Genomic DNA, 14,081 nt, shown 5'->3' on the forward strand with positions numbered 1-14,081 from the left:
TCGAAGGGGTGGGGATGGCGGCACCACGCCGACGGACGGTGCGCGACCTGCGGCGCGGCAACCGTTCGCTCGTGCTCGGCAAGCTGTACTTCGACGGGCCGTTCAGCAGACAGGAGTTGGGGCCGCTGACGGCGCTCAGCTCGGGCTCCGTCAGCAATGTGGTGGCGGAACTCGTCGCGGACGGCCTCCTGGAGGAGGCCGGTTCGGTCGAGTCCGACGGCGGCCGCCCCCGCACGCTGCTGCGCGTCGCCCCGCGCAGCGGCCATCTTGTGGGCGTGGACGTCGGCGAGACCCGCGTGCGCGTGGAGCTCTTCGACCTCGCCCTCGGTGAACTCGCGCGCGTGGACGAGCCGTTGCCGGGTTCGGTGCGCGACGGCCACTGCGACGCCAAGGACGTCGTACGCCTCATCGCCGCAGGTCTGACACGGGTGCTCGCCGACGCGGAGGTGGACCCCGGGTCGGTCCTCGGCGTCGGCATCGGAGTCCCCGGCATCGTCGAAGCGTCCGACGGGGGCGCGGTGGTGCACGGCCAGACGCTCGGCTGGGACGCGGTTCCCCTGGAGGCCATGCTCCGCGCCCCCGACGGCCTGTCGCCCGAACTGCCCCCGGACCTCCCGCTGTTCCTCGACAACGGCGCCAAGACCCTCGGCCGCGCCGAGATGTGGTTCGGCGCGGGCCGCGGTGCCCGCAACGCCGTGATCGCGCTCATCGGCTCCGGCGTCGGCGCCTGCGTCATCGCCGACGGTCTGCCCTACCGGGGCGCGTCGAGCAGTGCGGGGGAGTGGGGCCACACCACGCTGCGGGTCGGCGGCCGACGCTGCCGGTGCGGGGCGCGCGGCTGCCTGGAGGCGTACGTGGGTGCGGAGGCGCTCCTCGAACGCTGGCGGGAGGCGGGCGGCAGCTGGGCCTCGACGGACGAGGAGGGCGCCCTCGCCGAACTCCTCGAAGCCCCCTCCGCGGCCGCCCTGTTGGACGAGACGGCGGAGTACCTCGGAGCGGGCATCGCCGACCTGGTCAACCTCTTCAACCCGGAGCGCATCGTCGTGGCCGGCTGGGCGGGCCTCCTGCTGGGCCCCCGCCTGCTGCCCTCCATCCGCACCGCGGCCGCCTCCTACGCCCTGCATCACCCTTTCGCCCAAACCACCCTGGAACTGGGCCACTTGGGCCCGGACGCGGTGACGGTGGGCGCGGCGACCCTGCCGCTGGCGAGATTCCTGGAGGCGGGGGGCGCCCCAAGTGGCGGGTAACTCAAGTCCCAATCAAGCCCGCCTTTCGGACGAGAGCCAGCGGGGCCCGGGGCAGAGCCCCGCGACGTAGGCAACGCCCAGCGGTCACCCCCGGGACGGGAACGCACGGGATGCGCCCGGAGTTGACCAGAGAGAAGCCGGAACCGGGCAACGGGAGGCACGACATGACGGGCAGCGCCGAGATCGTCGACCTGGGAGAGCTGGCCGGGGGCGCACCCCGATTCCACGCCGACCCCTACCCGGTCTACGAGCGGCTCCGCCGCCACGGCCCCGTCCACCACGTCCGCACCCCGGGCCCCGGCCCCACCGAGGACCTCTACCTGATCGTCGGCCACGAGGCCGCCCGCGCCGCGTTCACCGACCCCCGCCTGGTCAAGACCCCACCGTGGGGCCTGGAGGGCGACATGATGGGCCTGCACCTCCTCTTCGCGGACCCGCCGGAGCACGGCCGCCTGCGCTCCCTGGTCACCCGTGAGTTCACCCCGCGCCGGGTCGCCGCGCTCGCCCCGCGGATCCAGAAGCTCACGGACGAGCTGCTCGACGACATGGTCCCGCGCGGCACCGCCGACCTGATCGGTTCCCTCGCCTTCCCGCTGCCCTTCGCGGTGATCTGCGAGCTGCTCGGCGTGCCCGACATCGACCGCGAGCGGTTCCGCCGCATGTCGACGCAGGTGGTGGCGCCGACCAGCGAGGAGGAGGCGTACGCGTCCCATGTCGAACTGGTCGGGTTCCTGGACGGTCTGATCGAGGCCAAGCGCGGCGCGGCCCCCGCGGACGACCTGCTGAGCGCGCTGATCCGGACGACGGCGGAGGACGGCGACCGCCTCTCGCCCAGCGAACTGCGCGGCATGGCCTTCCTCCTGCTGATCGCCGGCCACGAAACCACGGTCAACCTGATCGGCAACGGCGTCAGGGCCCTGCTCCAGCACCCGGTCCAACTCGCGGCGCTGCGCGCCGACATGACGCTCCTGGACGGCGCCGTGGAGGAGATGCTGCGCTACGACGGCCCGGTGGAGACGGCCACGCACCGCTTCGCGGCGGAGCCGGTGGACATCGACGGCACGATCATCCCGGCGGGCGCCCCGGTGCTCATCGGTATCGCCACGGCGAGCCACGACCCGCACCGCTTCACGGAGCCCGACCGCTTCGACATCCGCCGCGACGCGCGGGGGCATGTGGCCTTCGGCCATGGCATCCACTTCTGCCTGGGCGCTCCGCTGGCCCGCCTGGAGGGGCGCATCGCCGTCCGTTCCCTCCTGGAGCGGTGCCCGGATCTGGCGCTCGCCGAGGAGCCGGGGGAGTGGCTGCCAGGGCTTTTGATCCGTGGGACGCGGAGTCTTCCTGTGCGGTGGTGATCGTTGCGGTCGGCCGGGCCTACGTCCCGGGGCTCTGCCCCGGACCCCGCTGCTCAATCGCCGCAGGGGCTTGATTTACCCGGCCCACCTGCTGAATCACGGCAGAGCGGTGGCCGCAGAGGACACATGCGGAAAACCCTTGACACCCCCGCCCTCCCGATCCCATAGTTCTCGCCGCTGAGCGCAACGGCGTTGCGGTCAGCGCACCGATCAGGGGTCCGGAGAGGAGCGAGGCGATGGCCGAGGCGAACGATACGGAAGACCTCGCCCCGCCGGCGCCCGGCGTCCTGCAAGGTGCCGACCGGGCCCTGCTGGCGCTGCTCTCCTTCACCGAGCGGCGCCCGGAGTGGGGCGTGAGCGAGATGGCGCGCCGGCACGGCTGGGACAAGGCCGTCGCCCAGCGCATCCTCACCACGCTCGCCTCCCGCTCCTTCCTGATCTGCGACAGCACCACCCGCCGCTACCGGCTCGGCCCCGCCGTCTCCCGGCTCTCCCGGGTCGGCGAGCACAGCGGCGTCCTGCCCTCGCTGGTCCGCCCGATCCTCGCGGGACTGCTGCGCGAGACCGGCGAGAGCGTCGTCCTGAACGTGCCGCAGGGCGCGGGCTACCGCTGCGCCGCGGCGGTCGACGGCACGGGCCCGATCCGCTACACCGCGATCATCGGCGCCGTCATGCCGGGCCACGCGGGCGCCTCCGGCCACGCGATCTTCGCCCACTACCCCGAGGCGGAGATCCGCCAGCTGTTCGGAGCCACCCCGCTCCAGCGCTTCAACGACCACACGGTCACCGACCTCGACACCCTCCAGAAGCGGTACGCCGAGGTCCGCGACCAGGGATACAGCGTCAGCCACGGCGAGTACGACGAGGCGGTCGCCGCCGTCTCCGCGCCGGTGTTCCAGGCCGGCACCGTCGCCGCGTCCCTCACGGTCATCGGCCCGGCGACCCGGGTGTCGCGCGCCGCCGACCGCATCATCGAACTCGTTCTGTCGGGTGCCTCAGAGGCCACGGCCGCCTTCGGCTCCTGAGAGCCCCCGAACCGACCCCGCCCGCCCCGGCCCGTACGGCGCCGCCCGCACCGCCCGCCGTACGCGGCTCCCGCCTGCCCACAACAGCCCCGCCCAGCCCCGGGCCGGGCCCGCCCACCAAGGGGTGCCCCCGTGTCGCACCACACCTCGCCGTCCGCCACCGCACCGCCTCCGCCCTCGGGCCCGGACAAGTCCGCCCCCGGCGCCGGGCACCCGCGCGTCCGCGAGCCCATCGTGTTCGTCGTCCTCGCCGTGCTCTCCGTCGTCGGAGCCGTCATCGGCGCGGACCTCGTCGCCAAGCTGGGCATCTCCGCGAACACTTCGGTGGTCGGCGCCCTCATCGCCATGCTGATCGGCCGCATCCCGCTCGCGGGACTGCGCTCGATGCGCTCCGTGCACCGGCAGAACCTCGCCCAGAGCGCGATCTCCGCCGCCACCTTCGCCTCCGCCAACGCCCTGCTCACCTCGATCGCCGTGCCCTACGTCTTCGGACGCAAGGACCTGGTCTGGCCGATGCTCATCGGCTCCTTCGCGGGGCTGCTGATCGACACGTGGGTGCTGTACCGGTCGTTCGGCTCGCGGCTGCTGCCCGCCGACGGGGCCTGGCCGCCCGGCACCGCCGCGGCCGAGACCATCAAGGCCGGCGACAAGGGCGGCAAGCGCGCCCTCGTGCTCGGCGCGGGGACCGTCGTCGGCGTCGTGGGCACCCTGTTCAGCCTTCCGCTGTCCGCCGCCGGCGTCGCCTTCCTCGGCAACGTATGGGCCCTCGGGATGTTCGGAGTCGGCCTCGGCCTGCGGGAGTTCAGCCCCGATCTGTTCCACACCGACCTCGGCGCGGGCTATGTACCGCACGGCGTGATGGTCGGGGCCGGTGTGGTCGCGCTCGGCCAAGCCGTGTTCATGCTGATGCGCCGCCGCACGGCCACCAAGGCCGAGGCCACCGCCGCCGCCACCGAAGCGCCCGCCGACCCCACCACCGCGTACACCGTCGACGAGACGCAGCTGCGCCGCACCCTGATCCGCGGCTACGCCCTCTTCGTGGCGGGCGCCGTGCTGCTCGCCGTCCTCGGCGGGCTGATCGGGGACATGAGCCCGCTCGGCATCGTCGGCTGGGTGCTGTTCGCCGCGTTCGCCGCCCTCGTGCACGAGCTGATCGTCGGCCTCGCCGCCATGCAGTCCGGCTGGTTCCCGTCCTTCGCCGTCACCCTGATCTTCCTGGTCTTCGGGCTGCTCATCGGCATCCCGTCCGTCCCGCTCGCCCTCCTCGTCGGCTACGTGTCCGCCACCGGGCCCGCCTTCGCCGACATGGGCTACGACCTCAAGGCGGGCTGGCTGCTGCGCCGCGACCACCAGCCCTGGGACCCGTTCGAGCGCGAGGGCCGCCGCGAACAGTTCCGCGCCGCGCTCATCGGCTTCGCCGCAGCCCTCGTCGTCGTGGCCGTGCTCTGGCAGTCGTACTTCAAGCAGGGCCTGATCCCGCCCGTCGCCAAGGTCTACGCCGACACCGTCAAGAACGGCCTCGGTGAGCCCGGCGTGCTGCGCACGCTGCTGATCTGGGCGATCCCCGGCGCCCTCATCCAGCTGATCGGCGGCACCAAGCGGCAGATGGGCGTGATGCTCGCGACCGGCCTGCTGATCCTCACCCCGCACGCCTGCTGGATGGTCCTCGCCGCCCTCGCGGTCCGCGTCGGGTACCGCAAGTGGCGCGGACCGCGCGCCGACGAGGAGCTGAACCTGGTCGGCGCCGGGCTCATCGCGGGCAGCTCACTGGGCGACTCCGCCCAGATCATCAAGGCCGGCTGACCGCCCGGCCGCCCCCCAGCCACCTCTCACACGCACCACCGCAAGGAGAAGGATTCACCATGGAGATGTTCAGCCGCCTCGAGCCGCGTCCCGAGTACCTGAGCTACGAACTCGCCCTCGCCGCCCGCAAGTTGGTCGAGCTGGTCATGCTCGTCAAGCCCGGCGAGCACGTCGTCCTCACCGGCGACACCAGCAGCGACCGCCGCGTCGTCGACGCCACCGCGCAGGCCGTCGCCGCCGCCGGCGCGCACCCCGTCGTCGTCTGGTCCGAGACCATGCCCAGCTCCTCCATGGAGCCGCCGCGCCCCGTCGCCGGCGCCATCGCGGACGCCGACGTGTGGATCGAGTTCGCCGTCTCGTACGTGATGCACTCCGACGCCTTCCGCCGCGCCATGGCGAATGGCTGCCGCTACACCAACCTGACCGCCATGGACGTGCACATGCTCGTCGCGACGGTCGGCCGCCCCGACTTCCAGGGCGTCATCAAGCTCGGCAAGGCGCTCGTCCGCCTCCTGGAGCAGGCCGACGAGGTGCGCATCACCTCCGCCAACGGCACCGACATCACAGGACGCAACGGCGACCGCCCCATCAACCTGCGCGGCAAGCCCGCCGAGAAGCCCGGCGAGACCGTCATGCTCTCCGGCCAGATCTCCTGGAACCCCCTCGAAGAGACCCAGGACGGCGTCCTCGTCTTCGACGGCGCCCTGTGGCCGCCGGACCAGCTGGGCCTGCTGCGCAACCCGGTGCGCTGCGTCGTCGAGAAGGGCGTCGTCACATCGATCGACGGCGAGGGCCAGGACGCGGAGATCTTCCGCCGCTGGATGGAGTCCTGGGACGACCCGAACATGTTCCGCGTCGCCCACTGGTCGCTCGGCTTCAACCCGGGCGTGCCCGCGCCGACCGGCCGCATCGTCGAGGACGAGCGCGTCTTCGGCTGCGTCGAACTCGGCATCGGTACCAAGGGCGCGTGGATCGGCGGCGAGCCGTGGGTGTCCGCCGCGCACACCGACGGCTCGATCCTCGGCCCGTCCATCTACCTCGACGGCGAGTGCATCGAGAAGGACGGGGTGTACGTGCACCCCGAACTGGTGGAGATCTGCCGCGAGTTGGGTGTCGCCGGGTACTGATCACGTTCGTGGGGCGGCCGTCCGCCGCCCCACGGCCCCCTCGTCACCCGCACCGGAGTCCAGGAGCCGACCAGCATGACCACCTACCGCCACAACGGCCTCGTCTGCACCGACCACACCCTCGACGTCCCCCTCGACCACGCCCACCCGGACGGCCCCCGGATCAGCGTGTTCGCCCGGGAAGTCGTCGCCGAGGACATGGAGAGGCGCGAACTGCCCCGGCTGCTCTGGCTCCAGGGCGGGCCCGGCGGCCGCGCCGAACGCCCCAACGCGTCCGGGGCCTGGCTGCGCCGCGCCCTCAAGGAGTACCGCGTGGTCCTCCTCGACCAGCGCGGCACCGGCCGCTCCACCCCCGCCGACCGCACGACGCTCGCCGCCCACCCGGACCCGGCGACGTACCTCACGCACTTCCGCGCGGACGCCATCGTGCGCGACGCGGAACTCGTGCGCCGCCACCTCCAGGGCGACCGCCCCTGGACGGTCCTCGGGCAGAGCTTCGGCGGCTTCAGCACGCTGACCTACCTGAGCCTCGCGCCCGAAGGCATCGACCGGGCCCTGATCACGGGCGGCCTGCCCACGCTCACCGGCCACGCCGACGACGTCTACCGGGCCGCGTACCGCCGGGCGCTCGAAGCCAACTCCCGCTATTTCGCGCGCTACCCGCAGGACCAGGCACTTGCCGAACGCGTCGCGGAGCACCTGACGAAGCACGACGTCCACATGCCGTCGGGGGAGCGGCTCTCGGTGCGCCGCTTCCAGAGCCTGGGCATCACCTTCGGCACGTCCTCCGCCTTCGACTCGCTGCACTACCTCCTGGAGTGCGCGTTCGTGGCAGGACCGAACGGTCCCGCGCTCTCGGACCCGTTCCTGCGCGGCGTCGACGCGGTCGTCTCCCTCGCGCCGCGCCCCCTCTACGCCGTCCTGCACGAAGCGATCTACGCCCAGGGCGGCCGCGCCACCGACTGGTCGGCCCACCGGATCAGGGCGGAGTTCCCGGAGTTCGACGCGGAGGGCGCGGGGCCGCTGTGCTTCACCGGCGAGATGATGTACCCCTGGATGTTCGACGAGGACCCGGCGCTCGTCCCGCTCAAGGCGACGGCCGAGGCGCTCGCCCGGCGCACGGACTGGCCCGCGCTCTACGACCTCGACCGGCTCGCCGCGAACGAGGTCCCGGTGGTCGCGGCCGTCTACCACGACGACATGTTCGTCGACCGTGAGCAGTCGCTGGAGACCGCGTCGCTGGTGCGCGGCCTGCGCCCCTGGGTCTCCGACCGGCATCTGCACGACGGCGTCAAGGCGGACCCGGCGGTCCTGGACCGGCTCCTCGCGACGACGCCCTGACCGGCGGGCCGGGTCAGCCCCCGGCGATCTCCTCCAGGCGCACCAGCCGCCGCTCGGCCCGCGACACCTCGCACGCCTCCGCGATCCGTAGCGCCCGCAGGGCCTCCCGGCCGTCGCACGGGTTGGCGCGCTCGCCCCGGACGACGTCGACGAAGGCCTTCAGCTCGGCCTCGTACGCGGGGGCGAAGCGCTCCAGGAAACCGGGCCACGGCTTCGTCGCGGCGGGCGGGCCCTCGGGTTCCGTGGAGGCGACGGGGGTGCGGTCGTCGAGGCCCACGACGACCGTGTCCCGGTCCCCGGAGAGCTCCATGCGCACGTCGTAGCCGGCGCCGTTGCAGCGCGTGGACGTCGCGGTGGCCAGGGTGCCGTCGTCGAGCGTGAGGAGCGCCGCCGCCGTGTCCACGTCGCCGGCCTCCCGGAACATCGCGGGCCCGGCGTCGGACCCGGTCGCGTACACCTCGACGACCTCGCGCCCGGTCACCCACCGCAGCATGTCGAAGTCGTGGATCAGACAGTCCCGGTAGAGCCCGCCGGAGAGCGGGAGGTACGCGGCCGGGGGCGGCGCCGGGTCGGAGGTCATCGCCCGCACGGTGTGCACCCGGCCGAGCTTTCCCTCCTGTACGGCGGCCCGCGCGGCCGTGTACCCGGCGTCGAAGCGCCGCTGGAAGCCGAGCTGCAGCACCGTGCCCGCCGCCTCGACCTCCGCGAGCGCGGCCAGCGTGCCCGGCAGGTCGAGCGCGATGGGCTTCTCGCAGAAGACCGGGAGCCCGGCGCGCGCGGCCCGGCCGATCAGCTCGGCGTGCGCCGAGGTCGCCGCGGTGATCACGAGCGCGTCCACGCCCCACGCGAAGATCTCGTCCACGCCGGGCGCCGCCGTCGCCCCGATCCGGTCGGCGAGCGCGACCGCCCGCGCGGGCTCCGCGTCGGTGACGACCAGCGAGCCGACTTCCCGGTACCGCTCCAGTACGCCCGCGTGGAAGGTGCCGATGCGGCCCGTTCCGATGAGTCCGATGCGCATGGTGTCCCACGGTGGCGGGGGACGGGGTTGGTGTCAATTGTTTGTCCTGACAAACCCCGCGTGTCTCACGGTCGCATGTCTCACGGTCACGGGGCCCTGCCCCGGACCCCGCTGCTCAAACGCCGCAGGGGCTTGATCTGACGGTCCCTTTGTCCTGACAATCAGACCTTCGAACTTCCCGTCAACATCTCACCCCGCTACCCTCGCCCCGTGGCCAAACCCCTAGCTGACCCGACCGTCGACCTCGGCCTCAGCGTCGATCGCAGCAGCCCCGTGCCGCTGTACTTCCAGCTGTCCCAGCAGCTGGAGGCGGCGATCGAGCGCGGCGCCCTGACCCCCGGCAGCCTGCTCGGCAACGAGATCGAGCTGGCGGGCCGCCTCGGCCTGTCCCGGCCCACCGTCCGCCAGGCCATCCAGTCCCTCGTCGACAAGGGGCTCCTCGTGCGGCGCCGCGGCGTCGGTACCCAGGTCGTGCACAGCCAGGTCAAGCGCCCCCTCGAACTGTCCAGCCTGTACGACGACCTGGAGGCGGCCGGTCAGCGCCCCGAGACCCGGGTCCTCGGCAACACCCTCGTGCCGGCCTCCGCCGAGATCGCCGCCGCGCTCGGCGTCGCGGAGGGCGAGGAGGTGCACCGCGTCGAGCGGCTGCGGCTCGCGCACGGCGAACCGGTCGCGTACCTCTGCAACCACCTGCCCACCGGGCTGCTCGCGCTCGACGACGAGCGGCTCGTGGCGACCGGCCTGTACCGCCTGATGCGGGCCGCCGGCATCACCCTGCACAGCGCCCGCCAGTCCGTGGGCGCCCGCGCCGCCACCGCCGTCGAGGCCGAGCGGCTCGGCGAGCGGGAGGGCGCGCCGCTGCTCACCATGCAGCGCACGACGTACGACGACACGGGCCGCCCGGTCGAGTTCGGCTCGCACACGTACCGGGCCTCGCGGTATTCCTTCGAGTTCCAACTCCTCGTACGCTCCTGACACTTGGGCGTCCGAATGTTCTGACAAAGTCATTGACGCTGCGATGGGACCCCGCTACAAACACCTCCAGCCGCACCGGGCGGCCGGAGGAGAGGTGGCTCCACCATGCGCACGATCCGCACAGGCCGTACGGCCGCAGGCTGCCTAGTCGTCATGTCCGTGATCGCGCTCGCCGCCGGTTGCAGTGGCTCCGGCGGCAAGGACTCGGAGGACAAGGCCGACGGCGGCGGAGGCGGCGGCAAGGCCGTGAACACGCCCCGCATGAAGATCGCGATGGTCTCGCACTCGGGCGAGGGCGACACCTTCTGGGACATCGTGCGCAAGGGTGCCCAGCAGGCCGCCGACAAGGACAACGTCCAGTTCCTCTACTCCAACGACAAGGAGGCCAAGGGGCAGGCCGAGCTGGTGCAGGCCGCGATCGACAAGAAGGTCGACGGGATCGTCGTCACGCTCGCCAAGCCGCAGGCCATGGAGCCCGTGCTCGCGAAGGCGAAGGCCGCGGGCATCCCGGTCGTCTCGATCAACTCCGGCTCGGAGTTCTCGCAGAAGTTCGGCGCCCTCAGCCACATCGGCCAGGAGGAGGGCGTGGCGGGCGAGGCGGTCGGCACCGAGCTGACGAAGCAGGGCAAGAAGAAGGCCATCTGCGTCATCCACGAGCAGGGCAACGTATCCCTTGAGCAGCGCTGCGACGGCGTCCGCAAGACCTTCAAGGGCAGCGTCGAGAACCTCAACGTCGAGGGCACGAACGCGCCCTCCGCCCAGTCCTCCGTCGAGGCGAAGCTCCAGGCGGACAAGGACATCGACGCGGTCGTCGCGCTCGGCGCCCCCATCGCGGCGCTCGCCGTGAAGGCCAAGGACGACGCGGGCAGCAAGGCGGAGATCTCCACGTTCGACCTGAACGCCGAGGTCGTGCGCCGGCTGAAGGCGAAGGAGGTCACGTTCGCCGTCGACCAGCAGCCGTATCTGCAGGGTTATCTGGCGGTGGACGAACTGTGGCTCCACAAGACGAACGCGAACGTGCTCGGCGGCGGCAAGCCGGTCTTCACCGGCCCGGCGATCGTCACCGAGAAGGACGTGCCGCGCCTGGAGAAGTACACCGCGCGCGGTACCCGGTGAATGGATGCATGATCCCCGTGACCCATACTTGTGCGTTTGGGACCGGAATGGGGTCCTTCAGGACCGGCATCCGGTCCGCCGGGGTCGGCCCGCCGATCCCGGTCGACGACGCAGCAGACCAAGAAGGGCACGGCCTCGTGGCACGGTTTCGGACCTGGGTGAGCATCGCGGTTGCGGGGGCTCTCGGCCTCTCGCTCGCAGGGTGCAGCAGCACCGGCGGCAAGCGGGCGGAGGACGCCAGGAAGTCCCAGGCCGCGCAGGGGAGGGCGACGGTGGACACACCCCGCTGGACCTTCGCCATGATCACCCATTCGGGCGATGGCGACACCTTCTGGGACATCGTCCAGAACGGCGCCAGGCAGGCGGCCACCAAGGACAACATCAACTTCCTCTACTCGCACAACGAGGAGGCGAACCAGCAGGCGCAGCTCGTCGACGCGGCCATCGACAAGAAGGTCGACGGAATCATCGTCACGCTCGCCAAGCCGGACGCCATGAAGTCCGCCCTGGCCCGCGCCGAGAAGGCCGGCATCCCCGTGATCACCGTGAACTCGGGCTCCGAGATCTACAAGAAGTACGGCGCGATCACGCACATCGGCCAGGACGAGACGATCGCGGGCGAGGCCGTCGGCAAGGAGCTCAACAAGCGCGGCAAGAAGAAGGCGCTGTGCGTCCTGCACGAGCAGGGCAACGTCGGCCACGAGCAGCGCTGCGAGGGCGCCAAGAAGGCCTTCGACGGCAAGATGACGAACCTGTACGTCGAGGGCACCAACATGCCCGACGTGCAGTCCTCCATCGAGGCCAAGCTGCAGTCCGACTCGTCCATCGACTCGGTCGTCACGCTCGGCGCCCCGTTCGCCGCCACCGCCGTGAAGGCCAAGGAGGACGCGGGCAGCAAGGCCGAGATCGAGACCTTCGACCTCAACGACAAGGTCGCGCAGGAGCTCCAGGACGGCGACCTCGGCTTCGCCGTCGACCAGCAGCCCTACCTCCAGGGGTACGAGGCCGTGGACCTGCTCTGGCTCTACCGGTACAACGCCAATGTGCTCGGCGGCGGACAGCCGGTCCTGACGGGACCCGAGGTCGTGACCAAGGACCAGGCCGCCAAGCTTCAGGAGTACGCGAAGCGGGGGACTCGATGAGCAGCGCGACAACCACTCCGGAGAAGGCCGACGAACGGCTGGTCAAGACCTCGCCCTGGAAGAAGCTGCTCGGCCGTCCCGAACTGGGCTCGGTCATCGGCGCCGTCGCCGTCTTCATCTTCTTCGTGATCTTCGCGGACAGCTTCCTGCGGGCGACCAGCCTCGCGACGGTCCTGTACGCGTCCTCGACCCTCGGCATCATGGCCGTGCCGGTGGCGCTGCTGATGATCGGCGGCGAGTTCGACCTGTCGGCGGGCGTCATGGTCACGTCCTCGGCGCTGATCTCGTCGATGTTCAGCTACCAGATGACGGCGAACACCTGGGTGGGCGTAGGGGTCTCCCTCCTCGTCACGCTCGCCATCGGTGTCTTCAACGGCGTCATGCTGACCCGCACCAAACTCCCCAGCTTCATCATCACGCTCGGCACGTTCCTGATGCTGACGGGCATGAACCTGGGCTTCACCAAGCTGATCAGCGGCACCGTCTCCACGAAGTCGATCGCCGACATGGAGGGCTTCCAGTCGGCCAAGTCCGTCTTCGCCTCCACGTTCAGCATCGGCGGCGTCGACTTCAAGATCACGATCATCTGGTGGCTCGCCCTCGTCCTGGTGGCCACCTGGATCCTGCTCCGCACCCGCGTCGGCAACTGGATCTTCGCGGTCGGCGGTGACCTGAACGCGGCCCGCGCGGTGGGCGTCCCGGTCAACAAGACGAAGATCGGCCTCTACATGGGCGTCGCGTTCGGCGCCTGGATCTCCGGCCAGCACCTGCTCTTCTCCTACGACGTCGTGCAGTCCGGCGAGGGCGTCGGCAACGAGCTGATCTACATCGTCGCCGCCGTCATCGGCGGCTGCCTGATCACCGGGGGCTACGGCTCGGCGGTCGGCGCGGCGATCGGCGCGCTGATCTTCGGCATGACCAGCAAGGGCATCGTGTTCGCCGAGTGGAACTCGGACTGGTTCAAGTTCTTCCTCGGGGCGATGCTGCTCCTCGCGACCCTGCTCAACGCGTGGGTCCGCAAGCGCGCGGAGGCGAGCAAATGACGACGACGGACACGGCCGCGCCCCTGGTGGAGCTGGACGGGGTCAGCAAGTACTACGGCAACATCCGCGCCCTCGACGACGTCTCGCTCGTCGTCAACGCGGGCGAGATCTCCTGTGTCCTCGGGGACAACGGCGCGGGCAAGTCCACGCTGATCAAGATCATCGCGGGCCTGCACCAGCACGACGGCGGCCGGTTCGCCATCGAGGGCGAGGAGGCCCGGCTCAGCAACCCGCGCGACGCCCTGAACCGGGGCATCGCCACGGTCTATCAGGACCTCGCGGTCGTCCCGCTGATGCCGGTGTGGCGCAACTTCTTCCTCGGCTCCGAGCCCACGAAGGGGACGGGCCCCTTCAAGCGCCTGGACGTCGAGCTGATGCGGCGCACGACGCACGAGGAACTGGCCCGGATGGGCATCGACCTGCGCGACGTCGACCAGCCGATCGGCACGCTGTCCGGCGGCGAGCGCCAGTGCGTCGCCATCGCCCGCGCCGTCTACTTCGGCGCGAAGGTCCTCGTCCTCGACGAGCCGACGGCGGCGCTCGGCGTCAAGCAGTCGGGCGTGGTGCTCAAGTACGTCGCGGCGGCGCGTGACGCGGGCCTCGGCGTGGTGCTGATCACGCACAACCCGCACCACGCGTACCTCGTGGGGGACCGGTTCGTGCTGCTCAAGCGGGGCGGGATGTTCGGCAGCCACGTGCGGGACGACATCACGCTCGACGAGCTGACCCGTCAGATGGCGGGCGGCTCCGAACTGGACGACCTCCGCCACGAGCTGGAGCGGGCCCCAGTGCCGACGCATTTGGGCGGGCACGCGGCCGACGGCACCGAGAAGTAGGGCCTCCGTTCCGCGCGTGCGTGTGCGCGTTTCCGGCTCTTGCGGGCGGCTGC

The 14,081-nt window shown here is 71.4% G+C and carries 12 protein-coding genes; 11 read left to right on the top strand and 1 reads right to left on the bottom strand.

Annotated features, from left to right (window positions below):
- The first annotated feature begins 14 nt into the window (after positions 1–14).
- The 6 genes from ACZ7L4_RS08925 (at position 15) to ACZ7L4_RS08950 (ending at position 7,898) form a co-directional block, all read left to right on the top strand.
- Positions 15–1,247 (top strand): ROK family protein, encoded by a 1,233-nt coding sequence (locus ACZ7L4_RS08925; RefSeq protein WP_472101003.1) that lies wholly within the window; start codon positions 15–17, stop codon positions 1,245–1,247.
- A 164-nt stretch (positions 1,248–1,411) separates the two neighbouring features.
- Positions 1,412–2,602: a cytochrome P450 family protein gene (locus ACZ7L4_RS08930; RefSeq protein ID WP_472101005.1), complete on the top strand. Its 1,191-nt coding sequence runs from the start codon at positions 1,412–1,414 to the stop codon at positions 2,600–2,602.
- Positions 2,603–2,838: 236 nt separating this feature from the next.
- Positions 2,839–3,627 (top strand): IclR family transcriptional regulator, encoded by a 789-nt coding sequence (locus ACZ7L4_RS08935; RefSeq protein ID WP_472101007.1) that lies wholly within the window; start codon positions 2,839–2,841, stop codon positions 3,625–3,627.
- 132 nt (positions 3,628–3,759) lie between these two features.
- Positions 3,760–5,430: an OPT/YSL family transporter gene (locus tag ACZ7L4_RS08940; RefSeq protein WP_472101009.1), complete on the top strand. Its 1,671-nt coding sequence runs from the start codon at positions 3,760–3,762 to the stop codon at positions 5,428–5,430.
- A gap of 59 nt (positions 5,431–5,489) precedes the next feature.
- Complete coding sequence (locus tag ACZ7L4_RS08945; protein ID WP_472101011.1) at positions 5,490–6,557, top strand: 2,5-dihydroxypyridine 5,6-dioxygenase NicX family protein; 1,068 nt, start codon at positions 5,490–5,492, stop codon at positions 6,555–6,557.
- Between the two features lie 75 nt (positions 6,558–6,632).
- Complete coding sequence (locus ACZ7L4_RS08950; RefSeq protein WP_472101013.1) at positions 6,633–7,898, top strand: alpha/beta fold hydrolase; 1,266 nt, start codon at positions 6,633–6,635, stop codon at positions 7,896–7,898.
- A gap of 13 nt (positions 7,899–7,911) precedes the next feature.
- Here the strand turns inward: ACZ7L4_RS08950 and ACZ7L4_RS08955 are convergent, their stop codons facing one another.
- Positions 7,912–8,916: a Gfo/Idh/MocA family protein gene (locus ACZ7L4_RS08955; protein WP_472101015.1), complete on the bottom strand. Its 1,005-nt coding sequence runs from the start codon at positions 8,914–8,916 to the stop codon at positions 7,912–7,914.
- A 210-nt stretch (positions 8,917–9,126) separates the two neighbouring features.
- Between ACZ7L4_RS08955 and ACZ7L4_RS08960 the strand changes: the two genes are divergently transcribed.
- The 5 genes from ACZ7L4_RS08960 (at position 9,127) to ACZ7L4_RS08980 (ending at position 14,028) form a co-directional block, all read left to right on the top strand.
- The gene (locus ACZ7L4_RS08960) at positions 9,127–9,891 is read left to right on the top strand and encodes a GntR family transcriptional regulator (protein ID WP_472101016.1); all 765 of its coding nucleotides are present in this window, start codon (positions 9,127–9,129) and stop codon (positions 9,889–9,891) included.
- A 105-nt stretch (positions 9,892–9,996) separates the two neighbouring features.
- Entirely contained in the window at positions 9,997–11,007 is a 1,011-nt protein-coding gene (locus ACZ7L4_RS08965) for a sugar ABC transporter substrate-binding protein (protein ID WP_472101018.1), read from the top strand.
- Between the two features lie 137 nt (positions 11,008–11,144).
- Positions 11,145–12,149 (top strand): sugar ABC transporter substrate-binding protein, encoded by a 1,005-nt coding sequence (locus ACZ7L4_RS08970; protein WP_450811725.1) that lies wholly within the window; start codon positions 11,145–11,147, stop codon positions 12,147–12,149.
- The gene (locus ACZ7L4_RS08975; protein ID WP_450811723.1) at positions 12,146–13,192 is read left to right on the top strand and encodes an ABC transporter permease; all 1,047 of its coding nucleotides are present in this window, start codon (positions 12,146–12,148) and stop codon (positions 13,190–13,192) included. Before ACZ7L4_RS08970 ends, ACZ7L4_RS08975 begins: the two co-directional genes overlap by 4 nt.
- Complete coding sequence (locus ACZ7L4_RS08980; RefSeq protein WP_472101020.1) at positions 13,189–14,028, top strand: ATP-binding cassette domain-containing protein; 840 nt, start codon at positions 13,189–13,191, stop codon at positions 14,026–14,028. Before ACZ7L4_RS08975 ends, ACZ7L4_RS08980 begins: the two co-directional genes overlap by 4 nt.
- The last annotated feature ends 53 nt before the right edge of the window (positions 14,029–14,081 follow it).

This window comes from Streptomyces sp. NPDC107575, from assembly GCF_055657265.1.

Excerpts from the sequence above, each read along its gene's own strand:
- ACZ7L4_RS08925 (WP_472101003.1), top strand. The coding sequence starts at position 15 with ATGGCGGCACCACGCCGACGGACGGTGCGCGACCTGCGGCGCGGCAAC.
- ACZ7L4_RS08930 (WP_472101005.1), top strand. The coding sequence starts at position 1,412 with ATGACGGGCAGCGCCGAGATCGTCGACCTGGGAGAGCTGGCCGGGGGC.
- ACZ7L4_RS08935 (WP_472101007.1), top strand. The coding sequence starts at position 2,839 with ATGGCCGAGGCGAACGATACGGAAGACCTCGCCCCGCCGGCGCCCGGC.
- ACZ7L4_RS08945 (WP_472101011.1), top strand. The coding sequence starts at position 5,490 with ATGGAGATGTTCAGCCGCCTCGAGCCGCGTCCCGAGTACCTGAGCTAC.
- ACZ7L4_RS08950 (WP_472101013.1), top strand. The coding sequence starts at position 6,633 with ATGACCACCTACCGCCACAACGGCCTCGTCTGCACCGACCACACCCTC.
- ACZ7L4_RS08955 (WP_472101015.1), bottom strand. The coding sequence starts at position 8,916 with ATGCGCATCGGACTCATCGGAACGGGCCGCATCGGCACCTTCCACGCG.
- ACZ7L4_RS08965 (WP_472101018.1), top strand. The coding sequence starts at position 9,997 with ATGCGCACGATCCGCACAGGCCGTACGGCCGCAGGCTGCCTAGTCGTC.
- ACZ7L4_RS08975 (WP_450811723.1), top strand. The coding sequence starts at position 12,146 with ATGAGCAGCGCGACAACCACTCCGGAGAAGGCCGACGAACGGCTGGTC.
- ACZ7L4_RS08980 (WP_472101020.1), top strand. The coding sequence starts at position 13,189 with ATGACGACGACGGACACGGCCGCGCCCCTGGTGGAGCTGGACGGGGTC.